Source organism: Massilia scottii (genome assembly GCF_030846495.1).
GTDB classification, from domain to species: domain Bacteria; phylum Pseudomonadota; class Gammaproteobacteria; order Burkholderiales; family Burkholderiaceae_D; genus Telluria_A; species Telluria_A violaceinigra.
The window spans coordinates 105,649-129,210 of the sequence record NZ_JAVCWM010000016.1; the positions used below are offsets into that span (position 1 = coordinate 105,649).

15 protein-coding genes are annotated in these 23,562 nt (G+C 65.5%); 6 read left to right on the forward strand and 9 right to left on the reverse strand.

Annotation, left to right across the window (positions count from 1 at the left end; all coding sequences use genetic code 11):
* Positions 1-16 precede the first annotated feature (16 nt).
* The 3 genes from RBA41_RS21840 to RBA41_RS21850 form a co-directional block, all read right to left on the reverse strand.
* Entirely contained in the window at positions 17-1,816 is a 1,800-nt protein-coding gene (locus RBA41_RS21840; RefSeq protein WP_306626353.1) for a PhoH family protein, read from the reverse strand.
* A gap of 248 nt (positions 1,817-2,064) precedes the next feature.
* Positions 2,065-2,535 (reverse strand): peroxiredoxin, encoded by a 471-nt coding sequence (locus tag RBA41_RS21845; protein WP_306626354.1) that lies wholly within the window; start codon positions 2,533-2,535, stop codon positions 2,065-2,067.
* Between the two features lie 195 nt (positions 2,536-2,730).
* Positions 2,731-3,111 carry an Mth938-like domain-containing protein gene (locus RBA41_RS21850; protein ID WP_306626355.1) on the reverse strand — a complete coding sequence of 127 codons (381 nt, stop codon included), beginning with the start codon at positions 3,109-3,111 and terminating at the stop codon, positions 2,731-2,733.
* A 226-nt stretch (positions 3,112-3,337) separates the two neighbouring features.
* Between RBA41_RS21850 and RBA41_RS21855 the strand changes: the two genes are divergently transcribed.
* The gene (locus RBA41_RS21855; RefSeq protein ID WP_306626356.1) at positions 3,338-4,567 is read left to right on the forward strand and encodes a pyridoxal phosphate-dependent aminotransferase; all 1,230 of its coding nucleotides are present in this window, start codon (positions 3,338-3,340) and stop codon (positions 4,565-4,567) included.
* Positions 4,568-4,589: 22 nt separating this feature from the next.
* Positions 4,590-5,912 carry a homoserine dehydrogenase gene (locus tag RBA41_RS21860; RefSeq protein WP_306626357.1) on the forward strand — a complete coding sequence of 441 codons (1,323 nt, stop codon included), beginning with the start codon at positions 4,590-4,592 and terminating at the stop codon, positions 5,910-5,912.
* 84 nt (positions 5,913-5,996) lie between these two features.
* On the opposite strand, the gene RBA41_RS21865 is transcribed toward RBA41_RS21860, so the two are convergent.
* Together RBA41_RS21865 and RBA41_RS21870 are read right to left on the reverse strand one after the other, a co-directional pair.
* Positions 5,997-7,583 (reverse strand): glycoside hydrolase family 9 protein, encoded by a 1,587-nt coding sequence (locus tag RBA41_RS21865; protein ID WP_306626358.1) that lies wholly within the window; start codon positions 7,581-7,583, stop codon positions 5,997-5,999.
* Positions 7,584-7,646: 63 nt separating this feature from the next.
* Positions 7,647-8,237, reverse strand: a complete 591-nt coding sequence (locus tag RBA41_RS21870) for a response regulator (RefSeq protein WP_306626359.1) — start codon at positions 8,235-8,237, stop codon at positions 7,647-7,649.
* A gap of 116 nt (positions 8,238-8,353) precedes the next feature.
* Here RBA41_RS21870 and RBA41_RS21875 point away from each other — a divergent pair, with 116 nt between their 5' ends.
* The 3 genes from RBA41_RS21875 (at position 8,354) to RBA41_RS21885 (ending at position 14,979) form a co-directional block, all read left to right on the forward strand.
* The gene (locus tag RBA41_RS21875; RefSeq protein ID WP_306626360.1) at positions 8,354-11,536 is read left to right on the forward strand and encodes an AfsR/SARP family transcriptional regulator; all 3,183 of its coding nucleotides are present in this window, start codon (positions 8,354-8,356) and stop codon (positions 11,534-11,536) included.
* A 205-nt stretch (positions 11,537-11,741) separates the two neighbouring features.
* Complete coding sequence (locus tag RBA41_RS21880) at positions 11,742-13,571, forward strand: DUF1800 domain-containing protein (RefSeq protein WP_306626361.1); 1,830 nt, start codon at positions 11,742-11,744, stop codon at positions 13,569-13,571.
* Positions 13,572-13,599: 28 nt separating this feature from the next.
* The gene (locus tag RBA41_RS21885; RefSeq protein WP_306626362.1) at positions 13,600-14,979 is read left to right on the forward strand and encodes a DUF1501 domain-containing protein; all 1,380 of its coding nucleotides are present in this window, start codon (positions 13,600-13,602) and stop codon (positions 14,977-14,979) included.
* A 71-nt stretch (positions 14,980-15,050) separates the two neighbouring features.
* Here RBA41_RS21885 and RBA41_RS21890 read toward each other — a convergent pair whose 3' ends face one another.
* Entirely contained in the window at positions 15,051-15,497 is a 447-nt protein-coding gene (locus RBA41_RS21890) for an acyl-CoA thioesterase (protein ID WP_306626363.1), read from the reverse strand.
* 313 nt (positions 15,498-15,810) lie between these two features.
* A complete protein-coding gene (locus tag RBA41_RS21895) occupies positions 15,811-17,232 on the reverse strand; it encodes a hypothetical protein (RefSeq protein WP_306626364.1) in 1,422 nt (473 codons plus the stop codon).
* A 257-nt stretch (positions 17,233-17,489) separates the two neighbouring features.
* On the opposite strand from RBA41_RS21895, the gene RBA41_RS21900 reads away from it, so the two are divergent.
* Complete coding sequence (locus RBA41_RS21900; protein WP_306626365.1) at positions 17,490-20,810, forward strand: sensor histidine kinase; 3,321 nt, start codon at positions 17,490-17,492, stop codon at positions 20,808-20,810.
* A gap of 9 nt (positions 20,811-20,819) precedes the next feature.
* On the opposite strand, the gene RBA41_RS21905 is transcribed toward RBA41_RS21900, so the two are convergent.
* Entirely contained in the window at positions 20,820-22,004 is a 1,185-nt protein-coding gene (locus RBA41_RS21905; RefSeq protein WP_306626366.1) for a DUF3103 family protein, read from the reverse strand.
* Between the two features lie 114 nt (positions 22,005-22,118).
* Positions 22,119-23,561, reverse strand: a complete 1,443-nt coding sequence (locus RBA41_RS21910; protein ID WP_306626367.1) for a sensor histidine kinase — start codon at positions 23,559-23,561, stop codon at positions 22,119-22,121.
* Between the last annotated feature and the right edge of the window lies 1 nt (position 23,562).

Consider the following 23,562-nt stretch of genomic DNA (forward strand, 5'->3'; position numbering starts at 1 on the left):
GTCGGAACGCGGCGTGTTACAGCACTTCGCTCGCGTGATCGGCCAGGCGTGAACGTTCGCCGCGCGCCAGGGTCACGTGGCCGCTGTGCGACCAGCCCTTGAAGCGGTCCACCACGTAGGTCAGGCCGCTCGAACCTTCGGTCAGGTACGGCGTGTCGATCTGCGCGATATTGCCCAGGCACAGAATCTTGGTGCCGGGACCGGCGCGCGTGACCAGGGTCTTGATCTGTTTCGGCGTCAGGTTCTGCGCTTCATCGATGATCAGGAACTTGTTCACGAAGGTGCGGCCGCGCATGAAGTTGAGCGACTTGATCTTGATGCGCGAGCGGATCAGGTCTTGCGTTGCCGCGCGACCCCACTCGCCGCCATCCGAATCGGACTTGTTGAGCACTTCGAGGTTGTCGTCGAAGGCGCCCATCCACGGCCCCATCTTCTCTTCCTCGGTACCCGGCAGGAAGCCGATGTCTTCGCCCACCGGCACCGTGACGCGGGTGACGATGATTTCGTTATACAGCTTGGTCTCGAGCACCTGCGCCAGGCCGGCAGCGAGGGCCAGCAGGGTCTTGCCGGTACCGGCCTGGCCGAGCAGGGTGACGAAGTCGCATTCCGGATTCATCAGCAGGTTCAGCGCAAAGTTCTGCTCGCGGTTGCGCGCGGTGACGCCCCACACATTGTTCTTGTTGTGGCTGAAGTCGCGCAGGGTCTGGATGACGGCGGTTTTGCCGTTGAGCTGCTTGACCTGGCCGTAGAACGGCGCTTCGCCATTCTTCGGTTCCAGGTACACGAACTGGTTCACCAGCAAGGTCAGCATGGTCGGGCCGGTGACGCGGTAGAAGGTCGACGAGACGCCGTTCTTGTTTTCCTGCCAGGACTCCATGTCCTTGCCGTTCTTGTTCCAGAAGTCGTCCGGCAACTGCACGATGCCCGAGTACAGCAGGTCGCTGTCTTCCAGCACGTGGTCGTTGAAGTAGTCTTCGGCAGGCAAGCCCAGCGCGCGCGCCTTGATGCGCATGTTGATGTCCTTCGACACCAGCACGATGGCACGGCCCGGCTGCTCCGCTTCCAGGTTGCGCACGACGCCCAGGATCTGGTTGTCGGCCTTGCCGACCGGCAGGCCCTCAGGCAGGGTCGGACCGTTTTGCAGGCGCGTCTGGAAGAACAGGCGGCCCTTGGCGTCCTTGTTGCCCAGCTTGGCCAGCGGGATGCCGTTTTCGATCGCGCCATCGTCGATGCTGCCGACCAGCGCGTCGAGCGTGCGCGAGACCTGGCGTGCATTGCGCGCCACTTCGGACATGCCCTTCTTGTGATCGTCCAGCTCTTCCAAGGTCATCATCGGCAGGTAGACATCGTGCTCTTCGAAGCGGAACAGCGACGATGGGTCGTGCATCAGCACGTTGGTGTCGAGCACGAACATCTTGGTCTTGCCGGTCTGGTCGGCATGGCGGCTGGTGGAGGACTTGACCGTCATCTCGACAGCCTTGTGCTTGGCCGGGTGCGGCGCTTCCAGGTCGACCGGCTGCTTTTCCTTGCCGCGGCCGGAAGGTTTGGCGACTGGCGTTTCCATTACCAGCGGTGAGGAGACCAGCGGCGCCGGCGGCGGGGCGACCAGGGCAGCCTGCTTGGCTGGCGCCTTGGCGCGCGTGGTTTTGGCCGGCGCTTTGGCGACCGGTTCGGCCGCGATCTCGGCCACCGCGCTCAGTTTTGGTTTGGCGACCGGGGCGGCCTGCACGGCGGCGGGCTTGGTGCGGTCGGCTTTTGGATAATCTTCGGCCAGCAGCAGGGTGGCTGGCTTGGTGGGGATTTTTGGCAGTGGCATCAGAGTCTCAATCTAAAAAGGTGCAGGAGGATAGCCCGGTGGCGTCGGCGCAGGCGGCGCTTGTGGCGGCGGGCTCGATGCGGCTGTGCGAACTAAGGGGGTGGTGGTCGGGCCCGGCATAGTGGCCGGGCCGGCAGGCCGCCAGATTGGGATGATGCGGAATACGGAAGGTGTGACTCAAAATGGCTGGTGCAATCGGTTCTGCTGCAGGTTGATCGACAGGGTCCCCTGGCTTCGAGCCGTCCTGCTCAAGGTTGGCTCTTTATAAATTCCAGCACGTCCTCGGCGTGATTAGGGACTTTCACGCCTCTCCATTCTTTCATCAATTTACCATCAGCGTCAATTACAAACGTGCTGCGTTCGACCCCGCGCACTTGCTTACCGTACATATTCTTCATTTTCATCACACCGAACTGGAGGCACATGGCTTCCTCGGGGTCGGAAATGAGTTCGAACGGCAGGCCGAGCTTGGATTTGAAGCCTTCGTGCGAGCGCAGCGAATCGCGGCTGATGCCGTAGATTTCGGTGCCGGCCTCTTGGAACTGCGCGTGCAGGTCGCGAAAAGCGATGCTTTCGGTGGTGCAGCCAGGCGTATTGTCTTTTGGATAAAAGTACAGCACGGTGTAGCGGGCAGGGCGGCCGGACAGCTGGAACGGCTTGTCGCCCGTCATGACGGCGGAGAAGTCGGTATAAGGTGCTGCAGTTTGGCTATCAGCCACAGGTTCTCTCCTGAAGGTGAGTCAGCGCTGATTTTATACCCCGCAGCGCAACAGGGGAGGGGGAAACGTGTTTGGGCGGAGCAGATATGGGGGCGGGGTGCTGGATTGCAAGTGCCATCGTCGGTTCTGCCACTGGCAGGACCGACTTCCCGCGCCAAGGCGGCGCGGGAACGACGGCTGGGCAGCCTTACGTTCTTAACGAGCCTCGCCCAAAATCAGCGCCAGCGTCACCCTGCGCCCCTCGCCCATCAGGATGTTGTAGGTCCGGCAGGCCGCCTTGTTATCCATGCATTCGCAGCCGATGCGGCGCTCCAGCAGCGCGGCGATCAGCTTCGGATGGACGAACCGTTGGCGGTCGCCGGTGCCGAGAATGACCACATCCGGCTTGTCCTGTTCGATTTTCTCGAAATGTTCGGCCGTCAGCGCCTCGAAATGGGGGACGTCCCAGGCGCGCGGTGGCGTTTCGGGCATCACGAGCAGGCTGTAGTCGAAGCGCTGGGCGTTGATTTCGACCCCGGTTTCGTCGTAACCGGTCACGGTCTGGTATTGTTGGGTGGTGCTGGAATGGAGCTTCATGGCATGGGCACTGAAAAGGTGATGCAGGGCACTTTGGCACTGCGCGTGGCGTTAGCATGCCACAAAGTCCAGTAAACCGCGAATTTTCGCGAAACGGACGTCAAAGCGATACCATTTCGCGTGTTTTTGCCGAATTTTGGCGAAACCTCAGGTTGATTAAATCGCCTCCTTTCGGCAGAATGGGTATTTTTCGCACTGCAACAAAGCCACTGAACAGGGAAATATTTTGCGACCGATTCTGAAATCGAACAAGCTCGACGACGTCTGCTACGAAATCCGCGGCCCCGCGCTGGAGAAATCCAAGCAGATGGAGGAAGAAGGCCACAAGATCATCAAGCTCAATATCGGCAACCTGGCCGTGTTCGGTTTCGACCCGCCCGACGAGATCGTGCAAGACATGATCCTCAATATGCACGGCGCCGCCGGCTACACCGATTCGAAAGGCATGTTCGCGCCGCGCAAGGCCGTCATGCACTACACGCAGAGCAAGCACATCAGCGGCGTGACCATCGAAGACATTTACCTCGGCAATGGCGCGTCGGAACTGATCGTCATGGCCATGAACGGTCTGTTGAACAATGGCGACGAAGTGCTGGTGCCGGCCCCGGATTACCCGCTGTGGACCGCGGCCGTGAGCCTGTCGGGCGGTAACCCCGTGCACTACGTCTGCGACGAGCAGGCCGGCTGGTTTCCCGACATCGACGACATGCGCCGCAAGATCACCAGCAACACCAAGGCGATCGTGGTGATCAACCCGAACAACCCGACCGGCGCGCTGTATCCGCGCGAAATCCTGCTCGAGATCATCGAACTGGCGCGCCAGCACCAGCTGATCATCCTGGCCGACGAAATCTACGACAAGGTCCTGTACGACGGCGAGCAGCACGACTCGATTGCGTCGCTGGCCGACGATGTGCTGTTCATTACCCTGAACGGCCTGTCGAAAAACTACCGTTCGTGCGGCTACCGTGCCGGCTGGATGGTGGTGTCGGGCGAAAAACGCCACGCCAAGGATTACATCGATGGCCTGAACATGCTGGCCTCGATGCGCCTGTGCGCCAACGCGCCGGGCCAGTTCGCGATCCAGACCGCGCTGGGCGGCTACCAGAGCATCAACGACCTGGTTGGCCCCGGCGGGCGCCTGCTGCGCCAGCGCGACATGGCGCACAAACTTTTAACCGACATTCCGGGCGTGACCTGCGTGAAGCCAAAAGCTGCGCTGTACATGTTCCCCCGCCTCGACCCCGTGATGTACCCGATCGCGGACGATCAGCAGTTTGCCTACGACCTGCTGGCCGAAGAAAAAGTCCTGGTGGTCCAGGGAACGGGCTTCAACTGGATCGCGCCGGATCACTTCCGTCTTGTGTTCCTGCCCAATTCCGACGACCTGACCGACGCTTGCGGCCGCATTGCGCGCTTCCTTGACGGCTACCGACGCCGCCATGGGCGCGGCTGATACCTCTACCAGATAAAGAACTATGAAACCCATCAAAATCGGCCTGATCGGCCTCGGCGTAGTTGGTGCCGGCACCTTTAACGTCCTCAAACGCAACCAGGAAGAAATCCGGCGCCGCGCCGGCCGCGGCATCGAGATTGCGATGGTCGCGGTGCGCAACGTGGAACGCGCGCGCGCCATCGTGGGCACCGACTGCGAAGTGGTGAACGACCCTGAACTGGTGGTCAACCATCCCGACATCGACATCGTGGTCGAACTGATTGGCGGCTACGACACGGCCAAGAACCTGGTGCTCAAGGCAATCAGCAACGGCAAGCACGTCGTCACCGCCAACAAGGCGCTGCTGGCGCTGCACGGTAACGAGATCTTCGCCGCGGCCCAGGCCAAGGGCGTGATGGTGGCGTTCGAGGCGGCGGTAGCCGGCGGCATCCCGATCATCAAGGCGCTGCGCGAAGGCCTGACGGCGAACCGCATCGAATCGGTGGCCGGCATCATCAACGGCACCACCAACTTCATCTTGTCCGAGATGCGCGACAAGGGGCTCGACTTCGCCACCGTGCTGAAACAGGCGCAGGAGCTGGGCTACGCCGAAGCCGATCCGACCTTCGACATCGAAGGCGTGGACGCCGCGCACAAGGCGACCATCATCGCCGCGATTGCGTTCGGCATCCCGGTGCAGTTCGACAAGGCGCACGTGGAAGGCATCAGCAGCCTGCAGGCGATCGATATCCGCTACGCCGAGCAGCTGGGCTACCGTATCAAGCTGCTGGGGATCACCAAGCGCACCGTGGTCGATGGCGTGGAAGGAATCGAGCTGCGCGTGCACCCGACCCTGATTCCCGCCAAGCGCCTGATCGCCAACGTGGAAGGGGCGATGAACGCGGTACTGGTGCAGGCCGATGCGGTCGGCGCCACGCTTTACTACGGCAAGGGCGCGGGCGCGGAGCCGACGGCGTCGTCGGTGATTGCCGATCTGGTCGACATCACCCGCCTGGCGACGGCCGATCCGGAATACCGCGTGCCGCATCTGGCGTTCCAGCCGAACCAGATGACCAACGTGGCGATCCTGCCGATGTCCGAGATCACCACCAGCTACTACCTGCGGGTGTATGTGAAGGATCAGCTGGGCGTGATGGCCGACCTGACGCGCATCCTGGCCGACGCCAGGATCTCGATCGACGCGGTGCTGCAGAAGGAACCGGGCGAAGGCGAAACGCGCACCGACATCATCATGCTGACGCACCAGACGCAGGAAAAGAACATCGATGCGGCGATCGGCAAGATCGAAGCACTTGGTGCGGTGGTGGGCAAGGTCGTCAAGATCCGCCTTGAAAACCTGAGCTAGCCGCCGTCGCCCCCGCGCAGGCGGGGGACCAAGTCCGTTGATTCGCTGCGAACTTGAGCTCCCGCCCGCGAGGGGCGACTGGTACTACGGCATCTCGCAGCTCAACTGCGCCACCTTGGTGGTGCAAGCTCCATAGCTGTTAATCCCGCTGAACCCATACACACGCGTCCCCGGCGCAGCCCGTGGCGTTGCAAACCTCGCCGGCTCGATCACGCAGGCATTCGGCTTTGTCTCCGCACACGTCGCGCCATCGCATTCGGCCGGCGTGCTGGTCGCCTCCGGGTCCTGGCTGGCGTTGTACAGAAAGCCGTGCATCGCCGCGTTCCACACCATCGTCTCCCAGGTGCTGAACTCATTGCTGTTAATGAGTGACCAGCCGTCGCCCCAGCGCCGCAGGCCGGGCAGCTTGTCCCACGCCGGATACAGCTTGTTGCTCACCGCCGTCTGATAGGCCGCGCCGCTGCGTCCCTCGGTCGGTCCGTACACCACGATGCCCGGCACATTGCCGATGGCCTTGACATGCGGATCGCCGCCGGCACCGTCGGCAAGCCCGTACTTGGTGAAGTAAGAATCGAGATGCGCCGGACTTTGCGGCGTGTCCGTTCCCAGCCCGGTCACGAACGAGCGTCCCAAGGGATTAAGCCCCAGCGAGAAGTCGGCATACTGGCTGACCGCATTGATGTAGGCCTGCTTCTTGACACCGTCCGTTGCGAACAGCGACGCAAACGCATACACGTCCGCATATTTCCCCTGCGTCGTGGTCGCACCCCACGACAGGAACTTGGCGGCCCCCTGAGGGTAGGCCTGGCTTTCCGGAGACGGCCCGATATAGCCGCCGCGGTCGGCGAAGTAGACGATGCGGTCCTTGAGCGCCGTGCCGCAGCGCTGGTGATACATGCCGCGCGCGGAAACATAAGCGATCTTGCGGCTGGCGTCATCGCCGACGGCGAACGAGCGCGAACGCCCGCAACCCGGCACCGACACGAAGTAGGGACCGCCCTCGGCCAGCTGGTCGAGCCGCAGGCGGTAGACATGCTCGCCGGAGCTGGCGCCGGCGATGGCAGTATCGTCCTTGATGTATCGGGCTTCGCCGCCGAGCACCACCCTGCCGCTGCGTTGGTCGATCACCTCGTAGCGCGACCCGGCCGGCAGCTTGAGCGAGCCGGCGTCGCCCAGATACGCGCCGAAATTGGCGAAGCGCGAGCTGGCCAGCTTGCTGTAGCCGGTCTGGTTGACCTTGATCGATTCGCACCAGGTGGCGCGGTTGTCGAAGGCCAGCCGCGTTGCGCCGTAGGGTGTAATGATGGTGTACGGCTGTCCCTGGACCAGCGGATTGTCCAGCCGCAGATAGATCTTGTGGCGCACCGTCACGGGGAACAGGTTGGGACTGGCATTGGTCAGCGCCTTCTGCTCGTCGTACGGTGTCGACATGCGGCTGATCCCAAGCGCCACCCGGCTGTTGACAAGCCACTTGGACAGGGTCAGGTCGAGCAGGTCGGGCTTGGTGGCCGTGCCGCCGGCTTCGTTGGTGGCGGCGGTCTGCACTTCGACCACGATGACCTGCGGCGCTGCCGCATGCACGCTGACGATGGCGGTTGCCGCATGGGCGAATGACGCACCCAGGACGGACGCGCCGATGCCGGCCGCGATTGATAAAGTAAAGGTATTCATCGCTCTCCTCGTGTTGTGGCCAGATTCCAGGCCGCCAGGAGTTACCGAACGATTACCGATATGTTATGTGGGCAGCGCGGCCCGCGCGCGCTCTTCCAGCGCCGACAGGCTTGTTTGCGCTGCGCGCGCCTGCTCGCGCAGCGCCGCTGCCGCCGCCGGCAGCACCGGCAGCGTATCTTCCAGCGCCCGGTGATAGGCGCCCAGCAGGCGGCGATGCTCGAAAGCGGCCACCGCGCATTGCACCGCCAGCAGGAAGCCGCCGGCGTCGAATGGCTTGGCGATGAAGCGGTAGATGTGGCCGGCATTGACCGCGTCGACGATGGCGTCGAGATCGAGGTAGGCCGTCACCAGGATGCGCAGGGTATCGGGCAGCATGAGCGAGGTGCGCTCGAACAGCTGCACGCCGCTCATGCGCGGCATGCGGTGGTCGCTCACGATGCACGCCAGCTCCTGCGATGGCGGCAGTTCGCCGATCAGGCGCAGGGCTTCCTGGCCGTCGCGCGCTTCGACCAGATGAAAGTGCGGGCGCAGGATCGCGGCCATGACGGAAACGTTGGCGTCCATGTCATCGACCAGCATGACGGTGTGGCGCGCGTCCGACAAGGCGTGCTGCCGATCGAACAGGGCCAGGTTTTCTGTTCTGAAAATTGCCATGGTTTTGAGAGAATGGAGACCCGGTCCAGCCGCCCTGGCGGTAAGGAAAAATACGGCGGTGGCGCTGTGCGCTCGTGTATTGTATACGCCTTCGGGCCCTGAACGACAGCGAGACCATGGCTACACGCGCAATCGGAACACGCACTCACCCACGGCCGCACGCTGTTCCGGCCTACGCCAAGCTGACGCTTCCCCGCCTGTGCGAGCCGCTGCAGCGCACGCGCCTGTTCTCGCTGATCGACCGCCTGCGCGGCCGGCATGCGGTGCTGTGGATTTCCTCCCCGCCGGGCGCCGGCAAGACCACGCTGGCCGCCAGCTATGCGCTCCAGTGCGAGGCGCCGGTGCTGTGGTGCCAGCTCGATCAGGGCGACGCCGATCCGGCCACGCTGCTGTTCTTCCTGGCCGACGCGCTGCGCACCCTCGACGGCGCCTTGCCGTGGCGCGCTCCGCAAGGGGCAGGCGATGCGGCACAACACGCGCGTCTGTTCTTCCGCCAGTTCTATGCCCACCTGCCGCAAGGCGCTCTTGTCGTACTCGACAACGCGCACGACGTCGACTGGGATAACGCCGGCTACCTGCTCCAAGCGGCATGCGCGGAAGTGCCGGCCGGGGTGACGCTGCTGGCCGTCAGCCGCGAAGCGCCGCCCGCGTGCCTCGCGCGCATGGAGCTGGACGGGCGGCTGGGCACGATCGGTTGGGACGCGCTGCGCCTGGACGCCGCCGAGACGCGCGCGCTGGCGCAGGCAGGCGACCCGGCCGATCCGGAGGTGGCGCAATGGCTCGATCTGGTCGATGGCTGGGCGGCGGGCGTTGCGCTGCTGCGCAGTGTCCTCGGGCAGCCGCGCACCGGCCTGACGGAAGGACGCGAAGCGCTGTTCCGCTATTTCGCCGGCGAGATTGTCGGGCGCCTGCCCGCCCAATCGCAGCACCTGCTGCTGATGCTGGCCTGCTTGCCGGCCATGTCCGGCGCGGATGCGCACACGCTCACGGGCGACCCTGGCGCGCCGCTGCTGCTCGAACGCTTGTACCGGCGCCGCCTGTTCGTCGAGCGGCGCGGCGACAGCTACGCTTTCCACGGGCTGTTCGGCGCATTTCTGCGCCAGCAGGCGCGCGAACTGCTCGATCCGGCGCGGCGGCTGGCGCTGACCGCCCAGGCCGCAGCCATCGCCGACGCGCACGGCCGCATCGATGAAGCGGCGAGCCTGTATATCGAGGTCCAGGCGCATCAGGGGCTGGCAGGCTTGCTGCTGCGCCGTGCCGCCGGCATGGTGGCCAGTGGCCGTGGCCAGTCATTGCGCCTCTGGATGAGCTGCCTGCCGGCGGACATGGCCGACACCCAGCCCTGGCTCGCCTACTGGCACGGCGTTTCGCTGGCCGATGCGCAGCCGCTGCACGCGCGGCGCATCCTGATCCGCGCCGAACGCGCTTTCGAGCAAGCCGGCGACCTGCCCGCGCGCCTACATGCGGTGAGCGCCATCATCGGCACCTACGACGCCGAATGGGCTGACTTCAGCGCCTTGCCGCGCTGGCTGGCGGTGCTGACCGAGGGCGTGCAGGCGCTCGACCCGGCGGCGCTCGATCCCGCGCTCGACCTGCGGCTGCATTCGCGCATGGCCTGCGCGCTGCTGTACGTGGCGCCGCAATCGCCTTTGCTGGCGGCGTGCGTGCAGCGCGCGCGGCTGGCGCTCGACCAGGTCGACGATCCGCTGGCACGGCTGGAAGCGGGCGCCTGCCTGCTGCGCTACTTCGACTGGATGGACAACGCCGGCCGCGCCAACGCGCTGGTGGCGCAGCTTGGCGCGTGCGCCGACGATGCCGCTGTCGGCGCCTCGCACCGGGTGCGCTGGTACAGCCGGGTGGCGCGCTGGTACAACAAGGAGGGCGACCTGGGGCAGGCGCAGCGCATCACCGGCGTGGCCCGCCGCATCGTCATCGATGCCGGCCTCGATCCGGTGCTGTTCCAGTCGCTCGAAGTGCACCACCTGCTCGGCACCGGCGCGGTGGATGCGGCGCGCAGCTTGCTGGACCAGATGCGCGCGGCGCTGCCGGCGTCGCGCCCCTTGCAGCTGGTCGAGCTGAACGCCCTCGATGCGCAGTGCCTGGCGCTGGCTGGCGACATGGCTGGCGCGCTGCACGTCGCGCAGGAGACGCTGCGCCTGGCCGTCGACGCCGGCGTTCCGGCGCGCGAGCGGGTCCGTTTCGACGCTTTCCTCGGCGCCTGCCACGCGTGGGCCGGCGCGTATGTCGCGGCGCAGGCGTGCTACGGCCAGGCGGTGGCCGCCGCCTTTGGCGTGCAAGCGGTGCTGCTGGGCGAAGAACGCGACTTCATCGACGCCTGCGCCAGCGCGGCCAGCGGCGAGGGCGCGCGCGCGGCAGCGCTGGTGGACGCGGCGATGTCCAGCCACCGGCGCCGCCAGGCCAACGCCCTGTTTGCGACGGTGCCGGCGCTGGCCGCGCGGGTGGCGGCGCTGGCGCTGGAAAACGGCATCGATGCGGCCCATGTCGGCGCCATCGTCATGCGTCAGCGGCTGGCCGCGCCGACGCGCTGCGTGCAAGGCTGGCCATGGCCGGTCGCGGTACGCACGCTCGGAAAATTCGAGCTGACCTTGCACGGCGCGCCGGTGGTTGCCACCGGCAAGGCGCAGCAGCGCCCACTGGCCCTGCTCAGGAACCTGGTGGCGGCGGGCGAGGGCGGCAAGGCCCAGGCGGCGCTGGTCGCGCAGCTGTGGGGCAGCACCGACGTCGCCAAATCGGCGCTGAACGTGACGGTGCACCGCCTGCGCAAGCTGCTGCTCAGCGATGAGGCGGTGGTCGTTTCCGGCGGCAGGACGCACCTGGCCGAAGCGCGCGTCTGGACCGACGTGAGCGCGCTGGCCGACCTGTGCGCGTCCATTGCCGGCCTGCCGGCGCACGCCGCGGTGGCGGAAGTGGGGCGCTGCAGCGCCGCGCTGCTCGACTTGTACCGTGGCCCGTTCTGCGACGGCGCCGACGACACCTGGATCCTGCCGGTGCGCGAGCGCGCGCGCAACCTGTTCCTCGCCGCGGTCGGCCAGCTTGGGCGGCTGCTCGAAGCGATGCAGGAATGGGGCTGCGCCCTGAGCCTGTACCAGCGCGCGCTGGCGGCCGAGCCGCTGTCGGAGGCGAACTACCGCGGCTGGATGCGCTGCGCCCACGCGCAGGATGGCGCGGCGGCCGCCTTCGGCGCCTACCGGCGCTGCCGCGACACCCTCTCGATCGTACTCGGCGTATCGCCCTCGTACGACACCGAAAAGCTGGCCGTCGCGCTCGGCCTCAGATAAGGGTTCACTTCCACTCGACAATGTTTCCTAACCGGGGTCAGACCTCGATAAGGAAACGTTGCTGTGGGATTCTTGTCAAAAATGCAGTAAATTGGTCTTCTGTAATCTATCGGTAATTCGCTCTCCCTGATGATGTTCGCTGTTCGGCCTGTCTTTGTCGCTTCGACCAAGGCGCGGATACGACAACGACAACAGGGAGGTTGAAATGCAAGGTAGCAGAGTGTGGATGTGGGCGCCCGTGTGCCTGATGGTGGCCGCGCCGGCGTTTGCGGCGACAGTGACGGTCGAATACAGCGGCAAGGCGCCGTTTGCGCTGGGCAGCACGGTGTGGCTGCTCGGCAAGCTCGATGGCGTGGGACGCAGCATGGAGTTTTCCGTCAATGGCGTTCCGGGCGGTAACGCCGCCGTGGGCACCGTCAATTCCCAAAACGGCAAATATGTTGCACCGATGGTGATGCCGGCCAACAATGCGGTGACCATTTCCGCAAAGACGTACGGGACAGCGCCCGTGTCCGGATCGATCGTGCTGCCGTTGCGTACCGCTGTCGCAACGCCGACGCCAACCCCGACGCCGACGCCGACGCCAACGCCAACGCCAACGCCGATCCCGGTTCCAGACGCAGCCAAGGTGGCCGCGGTACGCTTCCTGGAACAGGCCAGCTTCGGTTCAACCGCAGCCGAGGTAGCCCAGTTGCAAACCATCGGCCAGAACGCCTGGCTGACCCAGCAGTTTGCCACGCCCGCCAGCCCGATGCCGGTTGCAAGCAGCCTGAACCAGCTGGCCACCAACTGGTACCGCAACATGGCGACCGGCAAGGACCAGCTGCGCCAGCGCATGATCTTCGCGCTGTCGCAAATCTTCGTCGTTTCAGCCGACAAGAATCCCTACCCGAACGAAGTGCAGCCCTGGCTGATGACCTTGCAGAAGCACGCCTTCGGCAACTTCAACAATCTGCTGCGCGAGATGACCTTGAACCCGGCCATGGGCAAGTATCTCGACCTGGGCAACAGCGTCATGCCGTCGCCCAACGAAAACTACGCGCGCGAAGTGATGCAGCTGTTTACCATCGGCACGACCATGCTGAACCAGGATGGCAGCGCCCAGCTCGACCGCAACGGCGAGACCATTCCCGCCTACACCCAGGCCGATATCGGCGAATTCTCGCGCGCGCTGAGCGGCTGGACCTACGCCGGCAGCAACGCCACCGGCATCAACTGGGAAAACTTCACCGGCCCCTTGCAGCCGCGCGACGCCTATCACGACAAGGGCGCCAAGACCTTGCTCAACGGTACGCATCTGCCAGCCGGGCAAAACACGGTGCAGGATTACGACGCGGTGATGCAGAACCTGTTCCAGCACCCGAACCTGCCGCCATTCATCGCCACGCGCCTGATCCGCGCGTTTGTGACGAGTAATCCGAGCCCGGCCTACATCAAGCGCGTGGCCGATGTGTTCGCCCAAGGCCCGGCTGGCCGCGGCGACCTGGCCGCCACCCTGCGCGCGGTGCTGACCGACGTCGAAGCGCGTCCGGCCACGCCGGGCGCCGCCCACGGCCAGCTCAAGGATCCGATCATGCACACGCTCGGCCTGGTGCGCGCGCTCAATGGACAGGTGCTGGACCCGACCAATCTGTTCTGGAGTTACCACGGCGTCGGCCAGGAGCTGCTCAAGTCGCCAAGCGTGTTCAATTTCTACTCGCCGATGACCCGTCTGCCCGGTTCGCCGGCCTTGTACGGACCGGAATTCCAGATCTATTCGCCGAGCCTGGCGGTAACGCGCGCCAACCTGGCCTATAACCTGATCGCGGGCAACCTGAGCAGCATGGTGAAAATCGATATCACCCCGTACGTGAACGCGGCGGGCGATCCGGCCAAGCTCATCAATCTGGTGGACGCGAACCTGCTGTCCGGCCGCATGCGTCCGGCTACCCGTACCCAGCTCGGCGTGACGATCCAGGCCATCAGCGATCCGCGCCAGCGTGCGATCACGGCGCTGTATCTGAGCGCGGTTTCCGATTTCGCCGTGCACCTGTAAGCGGCCTTCCACATACAAAGGATTCAAGATGGATACAGTTTCGACCTCGCGCCGGGGATTTTTGCGCGGTAGCGCCCAGGCCAGCCTGCTGGGCACCCTGTCGGGCATGGGCCTGCTGGGCGCGGCGGCACCCGCACAGGCCGCCGTCACCGATTACAAGGCGCTCGTGTGCCTGTACATGTTCGGCGGCAATGACGGCAACAATATGATCGTGCCGCTCGACGCGGCCCACTACGCCAAGTATTCCGCGGCACGCAGCGCGGCCGGGCTGGCCTTGTCGACCTCGGCCAAGACCCTGCTGTCGCCGCGCACGGCCACCCTGCAGGCGGTGCCCGATGCGCTGGCGCAATCGTTCGGTTTTCACTACGGCATGCCGGAAATCGACGCGCTGTTCGGCCAGGGTGAAGTGGCGGCGGTACTCAACGTCGGCAGTTTGCGCCAGCCGCTGACCAAGGCCCAGTACGTGGCCGGTACGGCGAATCCGTCGCAGCTGTTTTCGCATCCCGACCAGACCTTGCAGAACCAGGCCGGCACGCCGGCCGGCGCAGGCACGGGCTGGGGCGGGCGCCTGCTCGATGTACTGGGCAGCACGGGCCGGCTTGACGCGGTCTCGGTCGGCGCGGGCGGCCTGTTCGTGGAAGGCGCCAGCGTGCATGGCAACCGGCTGCCGGAATCCGGTAAACTGAGCCTGGCCGGCATGACCTTCTGGCCGCAGGCCCAGGCCGATACGCGGCGCGATGCCTTGCGCCAGATCCTGGCCAGCGACAATCCGAACCTGATGGCCAACGCCGCCAACAAGGCGCTGCTGCAGGGGATGGACCTGGTGACCGACCTGTCCAAGGCGAATGCGGCCACGCCATTGAATACGGTTTTCCCCGGCTTCGCGCTGGCCACGCAGCTGCACACGGTGGCGCAGCTGATTCGCCAGCGCGCCGCGCAGGGACCGGGGCGGCAAGTGTTTTTTGTCTCGATCGGCGGCTTCGATACGCACGGCGGGCAGGTGTACCAGCAGTGGAACGTGCTGCGCCAGGTATCGCAGTCGATGGCCGCGTTCCAGCAGGCGCTGGCCGAGATCGGCCACAAGCAGAGCGTGACGACCTTCACGATGTCGGACTTCGGACGTACGCTCACGGCCAATTCCGGCGGCACCGATCATGGGTGGGGCAACCACCATCTGGTGATCGGGGCGGCGGTCAAGGGCGGCGTGTACGGCAAATTCCCCGACTTTACCTTGGGCGGGCCGGACGACGCGACCGGGCGGGGTGTGTGGATTCCGCAGTTCTCGAACCAGCAGGTGGGCGCGACGCTGGGCAGGTGGTTCGGGGTCGAACCGGACAAGCTCGCAAATGAGGTATTCAAGAACGAGTTGGCGAAATTTGCGGTCAGCGATCTGGGTTTCATGGGCTGATCGCAGGGGTCGATGTCAGTACCGGCTCTGTCTTTGCCGCGCGGATGTTCGCGCGGTTTTTTTTGTTCCGCTCAGCCCTGCGAACGGCTGTCGGGCAGGTCGACAAAATCGTCGCAGCGGTCCAGGCCCTGCAGCACCTGCAACAGCGCGTCGGGCGGACGCACCAGCTTGCGCGATGCCAGGTCGAGCCAGCCGACAGTTAAACTGACCCGGGCCGCCAGCGTCCCCTTGCGGAAGAACTCATTGCGGATGATCATGCGGCTGCCATCCTCCGACAGGCCGGCCAGCGCCATCGTCACGCCGACCTCGTCGAGCAGGTGAAACTCGCGGAAGTAGGTGACTTCGTCCTTCATCACCACCGGGCCGATTTTCAGGCGCATGAACTCGGCCATGGGAAAGCCGTGGTCGGCGAAGAACATCATGCGCACATCGGCCGATTTGTCCAGGTAGGCCGTGTTGCGCATGTGGGCGTTGAAGTCCATGTCGCCCCATCCGGCGACCAGCGTTTTTTCGTACATGCGATGCTCCTTGTGTGAGTCTGCGTTGCGGGGCCGGCGGGGGCCGGCCCGGTTGGGCGCTGGCTGGCCAAGGCCGCGTTTTCCGGGCCGGTGCTTGCCTCTTGATTTGCCATCTTCACGGCCGCCGCTGAGAGCGTGGGCGACTCCGGCTTCCTTGCCCATGCGTGATTCGAGACGGGCCAACACTGCGTGCATGATCATACTGGATTTCCACTTGCCGGATCAGTCGCAAAACCTGGCCCATGCCGAACCGTTCGTGGAGCGGTGCGACCGCTCGGTGGCGCGCAGCCCCGGCGTGGCCGGGGCGGCATCCTTACCAGCTGGCCTGGAAGGAGTTGACGTTGAACTTCGGATTGCCCGTGATGGTGCGGGTATCGACGAATTCGAAGGAACCCATTTGAATGCGCTGCAGCTGCGAAATGGTGTCCGGGCTCCAGTTTGCGCTTGGCTCACCGGTGACAAAGGCATTGCTGCCGATGTCGGCCACGTACACGCCGTAGCGCTTCATCGCCGTGGCGATCGCGCGCGCCTGGGTGTTCCAGTTGGCCGGAATCACGAAGTCGCTGCGCAGGCGCATCAGCGCGCCGAACGGAATGCCGTTCGTAGTCGCGCCACCGGCGTAGTGGGTGGCTGGCCAGACGAATGATCTGGCCAGTACGCGGTCGGCGAAGGTAACGCGCAGGGCGTGGCGCACCTCGCCGCTCGATGCTTCATCGGCGCGCATCAGCAGCGGCAGGATCGGCAGGCCGGCGGCGTCGGCCGAGGTCCAGGTTTTCGGGCGCATCTGGTTCGACTTGAGGTTCCACGCGGCGGTCGAGTAGGCGTGCCACTGGCCCTTGACCTTGTAGGTAAAGTAGCTCTCCCACAGGCGGCAGGCGTTCTTTTCGAGCACCAGCACGTGGCGGTCGCCGCACTGCTGCGGATCGTTGCAGTTGCCGTATTCGGCCTTCACCACGTTGTCGTTCGGGTAGGGGAAGCGCTGGCTCGCGGTGGGCAGTGCGCTGCAGCCGCGCGTGAGCGTGTGGGCGGCGTCGGGCGCGGCGCAGTCGCTTTCGTCCGGCACGCCGTCGCCGTTGCCCGAGTTGGGATCGGTGATCGCGAAGGACACGCGCGGCCAGGTGGTGGTGCTGGCGTCGACCACATTGTAGGGAATGCCGTAGTAGGTGGAATAGTCGGCCTGGTTGACGTTGCGGCCGAAGTCCATGTGCAGCGCGCGCGTGTTGCCGACGCTGTTGATCCAGGCGTCGCTGCGGGCATGGGTGGGGTAGCGCACCAGGTCGTCGATGCGGGTGTTGAAGACGGCGCTGGCGGGGAACATCTCGCAGCCGGCGATGGATGGGCCGGCCGTTGGTGTCGGCGTCGGTGTTGGTGTCGGGGTTGGCGTCGGCGTGGTGCTGCCGCGGAAGGTCAGCATGGTGCTCGCCGATGCCGGTGGATCGCTGCGGTAGGTGGCCGTGACGGTCACCGCGTTGTTCGGCGGCGTTGCCAGCGGGGCGAGGTATTCGCCGTTCTGGGAGTTGATGGTGCCGACCGTCGCGTTACCGCCGGGGATGCCGTTGACCGAGAAGGCCATCGACTTGCCGACGCCATCGAGCTTACCGACGAACCAGACCTTGCCGCCGAGAGGGAAGGGGTTTTTGCCATTGTGCTCAATGGTGACCGTGGAAGCGAAGCCGGGTGCGGCCAGCAGCATGCTGCAAAGACCGCCCCAGGCGAGTGTGTGAGTTAATTGCATGGATTCTCCAGTTGAAAAGTAAAGGCACAAGGTCCTCGTGCCCAATCTCGCCATGCCGGCCACTACTCGTCACTCCGCGCAGGCGGGAGCGACGAGGGCGCAGGAACGGCGAGGGCGCGCCCACGATAGTTCACGCGTCGTTACGCATCGATTACCGATCTCTGTTTCGTTGTTGTTGTGGCACTCCCCTTGACTGCCTGTACAGAACAGGGCAAGGCTGCGATACTGGCGCGCTAGCCCCTCTTGCCGGTCCCCTTATGTCTTCGTTGCGCTTGTCGCTCGCAGCCTTCCTGCTTTGCCTGCTGTGCCCCGTCGCATGGGCGGCGGCGCCGGACCGGCTGCGCTTCGAGCAGCTCAACCCCGCGCTCGGCTTGCCGCAATCGTCGGTCACCGCCATCTTGCAAGACCGCGACGGCTTCATGTGGTTTGCCGGGCAGGGTGGCCTGACCCGCTACGACGGCTACCGTTTTCTCACCTTCCGCCACGACCCGACCGATGCGACCAGCATCTCGGATAATTCGGTGCAGGCGCTGCACGAGGACCGTGCCGGCCAGCTGTGGGTTGGCACGCGCAACGGCCTGCAGCGCTTCAATCCGCGCAGCGAAAACTTCAGCGCCTACCCGCCGCGGGGCAGCAAAGCCGGTTATCTCGACGTGCGCAACATCGCCAGCGATGGCAAGGGCATCCTGTGGATCACCACGCGCTCGGGTCTGGTGCGCCTGGACGGCGCCACTGGCCAGCTTGCGACCGAGCGTCACGATCCGGCCAATCCGCACTCGCTGGGCGCGGACGATGTGACCGGCCTGGCGTTCGACGCCGCCGGTGGCCTGTGGATCGGCACCCAGCAAGGCGTCGATTACCTGGCGCCGGGCACGCGCCATTTCACCCACTTTCGCATCGACGACAGTGCCGTGGATGCACTCAAGCGCAACGCGGTGCGCTCGCTGAAAATCGACCGCGCCGGCACGCTGTGGGTCGGCACCGCCCTCGGCCTGGAAGCCTGGCGGATCGCGGCCGGCGCCCCCACCGCGCGGCGCCGCTTCGGCAGCGCCGAGGGCATCAACCCGGGCGCCGTGACCGCCCTGTTCGAGGATAGCCACGGGACCTTGTGGGCGGGAACCCAGACCGACGGCCTGAAACGCTGGGATGCCGGGGCCGGACGCTTTGCCGCGTTTGTCCACCAGAGCGGCAACCCGGCCAGCCTGGCCGATAATTACGTCGCCAGCCTGTTCGAAGACCGCGCCGGCATCCTGTGGGCCGGCACCTGGTTCGGCGGCACCAGCCGGGTCGACCTGAACGCGGGCGGCTTTCGCCACGTGCTCTCGGGCGCTTTGAGCAGTAACAAGATCAGCGCCATCCTCGGCGACGGCCCGGGCTCGCTGTGGCTGGCCACGTACGGCGGCGGCGTCAATCGCTACGATCTGCAAAGCGGCCAGACCACGGTGTATCGCCACGATGCGCGGGTGCCGCACAGCCTGAACGACGATCTGGTCACCGCGCTGGGACGCGACCAGCAGGGCCAGTTATGGGTCGGCACCCGCAACGGCGGCTTGAGCCGTTTCGATCCCGCCAGCGGGCGCTTTACGCCGCGCGCGTTCGCGACCGGGGACGCCTTGAGCGACTTCATTCAGGCGATCGTGCCGGACCGCGCGGGCATGCTGTGGATTGCATCGCGCGGCGGCCTGCACCGGCTTGACCCGCGCACCAACCGGGCCACGACCTTCCGCCACGATGCCGCCATCGAGACCAGTCTGTCGGATAACTTCATCTGGGCGATCCTCGAAGACACCCGCGGCCGCCTGTGGGTGGGAACGTCGAACGGACTTGATCTGTTCGATCCGGCCAGCGGACGCTTTCGCCATGCGCGCCACGACAGCCGTGACGCGGCCAGCCTGATTCACAATCGCGTCTCCTTCCTGCACGAAGCGGCCGACGGCACGCTGTGGGTCGGCACCGGCGGTGGCCTGAGCCGGCTGGTGGCGGACAGCGGCGGCAAGCTGCAGTTCAAATCCTACGCTCGGCATCAAGGGCTGGCCAATCCGGCGGTGGACGGGATTCTCGAAGACGACAATGGCCATCTGTGGATCAGCAACGACGGCGGCATCGCCGACTTCGATCCGCGCAAGGAGACCTTCCGCAACTACACCAGCCGCGACGGCATGGCCGAAGGCGACTATTTCGTCGGCGCGGCCTGGCGCCAGCCCGATGGCGCCATGTTCTTCGGCAGCTTCAATAACGGTTTCACGATGTTCGATCCGCGCGAGGTACGCGGCAACGACCGCGCGCCGCCGGTTGTGATTACCGATATCCAGATCTATAACCAGTCGGTGCGCAGCGGCCCGGCACCAAACGGCTTCGTGCTCGATGCGCCCATCCACCGTGCGCGCCGGGTGGTGCTGTCGCACACGCAGTCGGTGTTTTCGTTCGAGTTCGCGGCCCTGCATTTCGCCGACCCCCAGCGCAACCAGTACGCCTATCAGCTCGAAGGCGTCGACCGCTCCTGGGTGGCGACGGATGCGGGCAAGCGTTTTGCCACGTACACCAATCTGGATCCGGGCAATTACGTTTTCCGGGTCAAGGCCAGCAACAAGGACGGCGTATGGAACGAGGCCGGCGTGGCGCTGGCGATCACGATCACACCGCCGTTCTGGAAAACCTGGTGGTTCCGGCTCGCGGCGGGCTTGTTCGTGCTGGCGTGCGTCTACGCGGTGCACCGCATCCGGGTGCGCGTGCTGCTCGGACAAAAGCGCGAACTGGCGCGCCAGGTGGCCGCATCGCTGCAGGGTTTGCAGAACGCGCAGCAGCAGCTTGTGCTGCATGAAAAAATGGCGTCGCTCGGCACCCTGAGCGCCGGCATCGCGCACGAAATCAATAACCCCAGCAACTTCGCCCATGCCGGCGCGCAGGTGCTGGCGACGGAGCTGGAGCGTTTTCGCGCGTTCCTGCTGGCGCTGGCCGGCACCGACGCCGACGCCGCGGTGACCGATAGCCTCAATGCCCGCATCGATGCGCTGATTCGCCAGAGCGCGACCATCCTGGAAGGCACCTCGCGTATCCGCGACCTGGTGCGCGACCTTGGCACGTTCGCGCGGCCCGACGAAGGGGCGATGACGACCGCGCCCATCGGCCCCAATCTGCTGGCGACGGTGCACCTGGTGCGCACCCTGTATGCCAGCGTGGCCGATATTACCTGCGTGCTGGCGGCCGACCCGCCGCTGGCATGCTGGCCGGCGCAGCTGAACCAGGTGTTCATGAACCTGATCGTCAATGCCTGCCATGCCATCGAAGCCAAGCAGCAGCGCAGCGGCGATTTCACGCCCGGCGTGCTGGCCATCAGCAGCCGGGCCGACGCGGCGTGGCTGTACGTCGACTTCGAGGACAGCGGCAGCGGCATCGACCCGGGGGTCATCGACCATATCTACGAGCCGTTTTTCACCACCAAACCGACCGGGCAGGGCACCGGTCTTGGCCTGTCGATTTCGTTCGGCATCGTGGAGCGCCATGGCGGCAGCCTGACGGTGCGTTCGAAGCCGGGGCAGGGCAGCTGCTTCACGGTCAGGCTGCCGCTGCCGGCGTGATGCCGGCGCTTACTGCGCGCGCAGCAGGTACGGCGAGAGCGTTACCGTGGCATTGTTGGCGGCGCCGCGATGGTTTTCGTAGGTGCGGCCACGTTCGATGGTGTAGAACGAGTCGATGTAGTCGTCATCGTTGCTGAACCAGCCCGCGGGCATGGCTTGCAGGATCGCCGTGGCGACCTGGCCGATCACCGCGTACGAAGGTGCAAACACGCCGAGGATGGCGCTGACGCTTTGCGACAGGGCCACCGCCAGGTCCTTGTAGTTGGTGTTGTCGTCATGCTCGAACAGCTGGATGTTGGCCGCGCCGTAGCGGTAGCTGCTCCAGAAAACCATGATCTGGTTCGGCGTGTAGGCGGTGCCGGCGTAGTCGAGGTAGGGCATGTCGACCACGCTCAATTCGGCCTTGGCCTGGTCGGGCTGCACGCCGGAGACGATGGCAAAGACTTCGGCCGCCCCCGAAACCCAGCTTTCCTGGCTGTTGGCCAGGCTGACGCGGTCGAGGCGGGTGGTGTCGATATCGCCGGCGGCCATGCTGGAAGCGGTCTTGGGTGCGATTTTTGGCGGGGCCGATTGCAGGCCGGCGGCGCGCAGGCTGCGGTTCACGTAGGCCATCCCGGCGCGCATGTCTTCGCGCGCGTTGATGCCGACGATCAGGACCGGCATGGCGGGCGGCGTGCGCGCATCGAGCAGCTGCACCTGGCCCAGTTGGTCGAAGGCTTCCACGTCGCTCCATTCGGAACGTTTGCCTGCCGGCGCGTAGGCGACCAGCAGCTTGCTCATGTCGGGCCGCGCGGCGGCGTCACTGCCCCGAGGCGTGTACAACCGCACTTCGAGCAGGTTTTTGGAGTCGCGCGCGATAGCCTTGTGCTCGCGCACGCGCTGGTCGAGAAAGCGCAGCTTGTCGGCGCTGGCCTTGGTCTGCGCGCTCGGCTGGCGCACGTCGTCGAGCAGGGTGTCGAGCATGACCGCCTTGTCCTCGCCGGCGAGTCGCTTGTCCAGCGCCCTTGCGAACTGTGGGTCGCCCAGCATGCGCGCCACGTTCCAGGCGCTGAAACGCTTGGCCTGGTCGACCAGTGCGGTCTGGCCGCCGCGCGGTTCGTGGTAGTCCGCGCTCAAGCGGTCGGCCGCGATGACGGGCGCGCTTGCGCTTCCCGCCAGGACGATGGTGAGTAATGCTCTTTGAATAAACTGCATGCCTGCTCTCCGTTTCTTGTTGTTGAAGGGCGCTGTAAATACAGCATCGACAACATTAGCACCGGACGCGCAGGCTGACGCGCAGTTTTTTCCGTCTGTATTTGATCCGTAAGCTCAGGCGGCCGAATCGAAACAAATCACGACCCTGAGGCCCGGTCCCGCGCTGGCGCTTTCCAGTGAAACGTCGGCGCGGTGCTGGGCCGCTACCTCGCGCACGATGGACAGGCCAAGGCCGGTGCCCCCAGGGTTGGTTTCGAGTGCGCCGGACGAACGGTAAAACGGGGTAAAGACCTTTTCGCGCTCGTCGTCGGCGATGCCGCAGCCGCTGTCCTCGACGTCGAGCTGCACCCTGGCGCCATCGACCCTGACCCGCAGCGCCACCTTGCCGCCCGCCGGCGTGTAGCGGATCGCATTGTCGACCAGATTGGCCACCAGTTCATGCAGCATGAGTTCCTGGCCGTCGACCAGCGCTTCGTCTGCCGCGTCGAGCGACAAATCGATCTGTTTTTGCACGGCCGGCAGCGCCATTTCCAGCCCGACCTGGCGCACGATGGCGGTGAGCGAGACCGGCGCCATGCCGGCCGCCTCGCTGCCATGCTCGACGCGCGCCAGCGTGAGCAGGCGGTTGGCCAGGTGGACGGTGGCGTCGGTGGTGGCGGCGATCGAGCGGACGATCTCGCGCATGGCGTCCGGGTCGTTTTCGCGCAGGGCCAGTTCGGCCTGGGTCTTGAGCACCGTGAGCGGGGTGCGCAACTGGTGCGAAGCGTCGGCGATGAAGCGGCGCTGGCTGGCGATCAGGTTGTGCATGCGCGACATGGTGCCGTTCATGGCGGCCACCAGCGGGCGCACTTCCTTGTGCACCAGCGCCTGGTCGACGTCGGACAGGTCGTTCAGGGCACGGTTCTCGACTTCGATTTTCAGGCGCATCAGGGGCCGCAGCACGAGGCGCACCGCAAACCACACCAGCGAGGCGACCGCCAGCACCATCACGGCCTGGCGCAGCAGGGTGTCGAGCAGGATCTTGCGCGACAGGCCGCGGCGCGCGTCGAGCGTTTCGCCGACCTGGATCAGGGCGATGCCGCGCATCGAATCGTCGTACACCGGCTGCAGCAGGGCGGCGATGCGAACCTGCTCGCCGTTGTAGTCGGCGTGGTAGAAGCGCACCAGCGCCGGATAGGCTTCCGAACGCGGCACATTGGCCGGCACCGGCGGCAGGTCGTCGAAGCCGGACACGGTTTCGCCGTCGATGCCGCTGACCTTGTAGTAGATGCGGCCCAGGGTATCGGTCTCGAAGCTGTCGAGGGCGACGTAGGGCACGTCGGCCACCACCTTGCCATCCTTGATGGCGACCCGCTCGGCCAGCGCGCGGGTGGACGCCAGCAGCGAGCGGTCGTAGGCCATGTCGGCGGCGTCGAGGGCATTGTCGTACACCGATACCGCGTTCAGTGCGACCAGCAGTACCAGGGGAATGAGCAGCCAGCGCAGCAGCTGGCTGCGCAGGCTTCCCAGCGGCGCGGCGCCGATCTTGCTGCGCATGGTGGCGTACAGCGGGGCCATC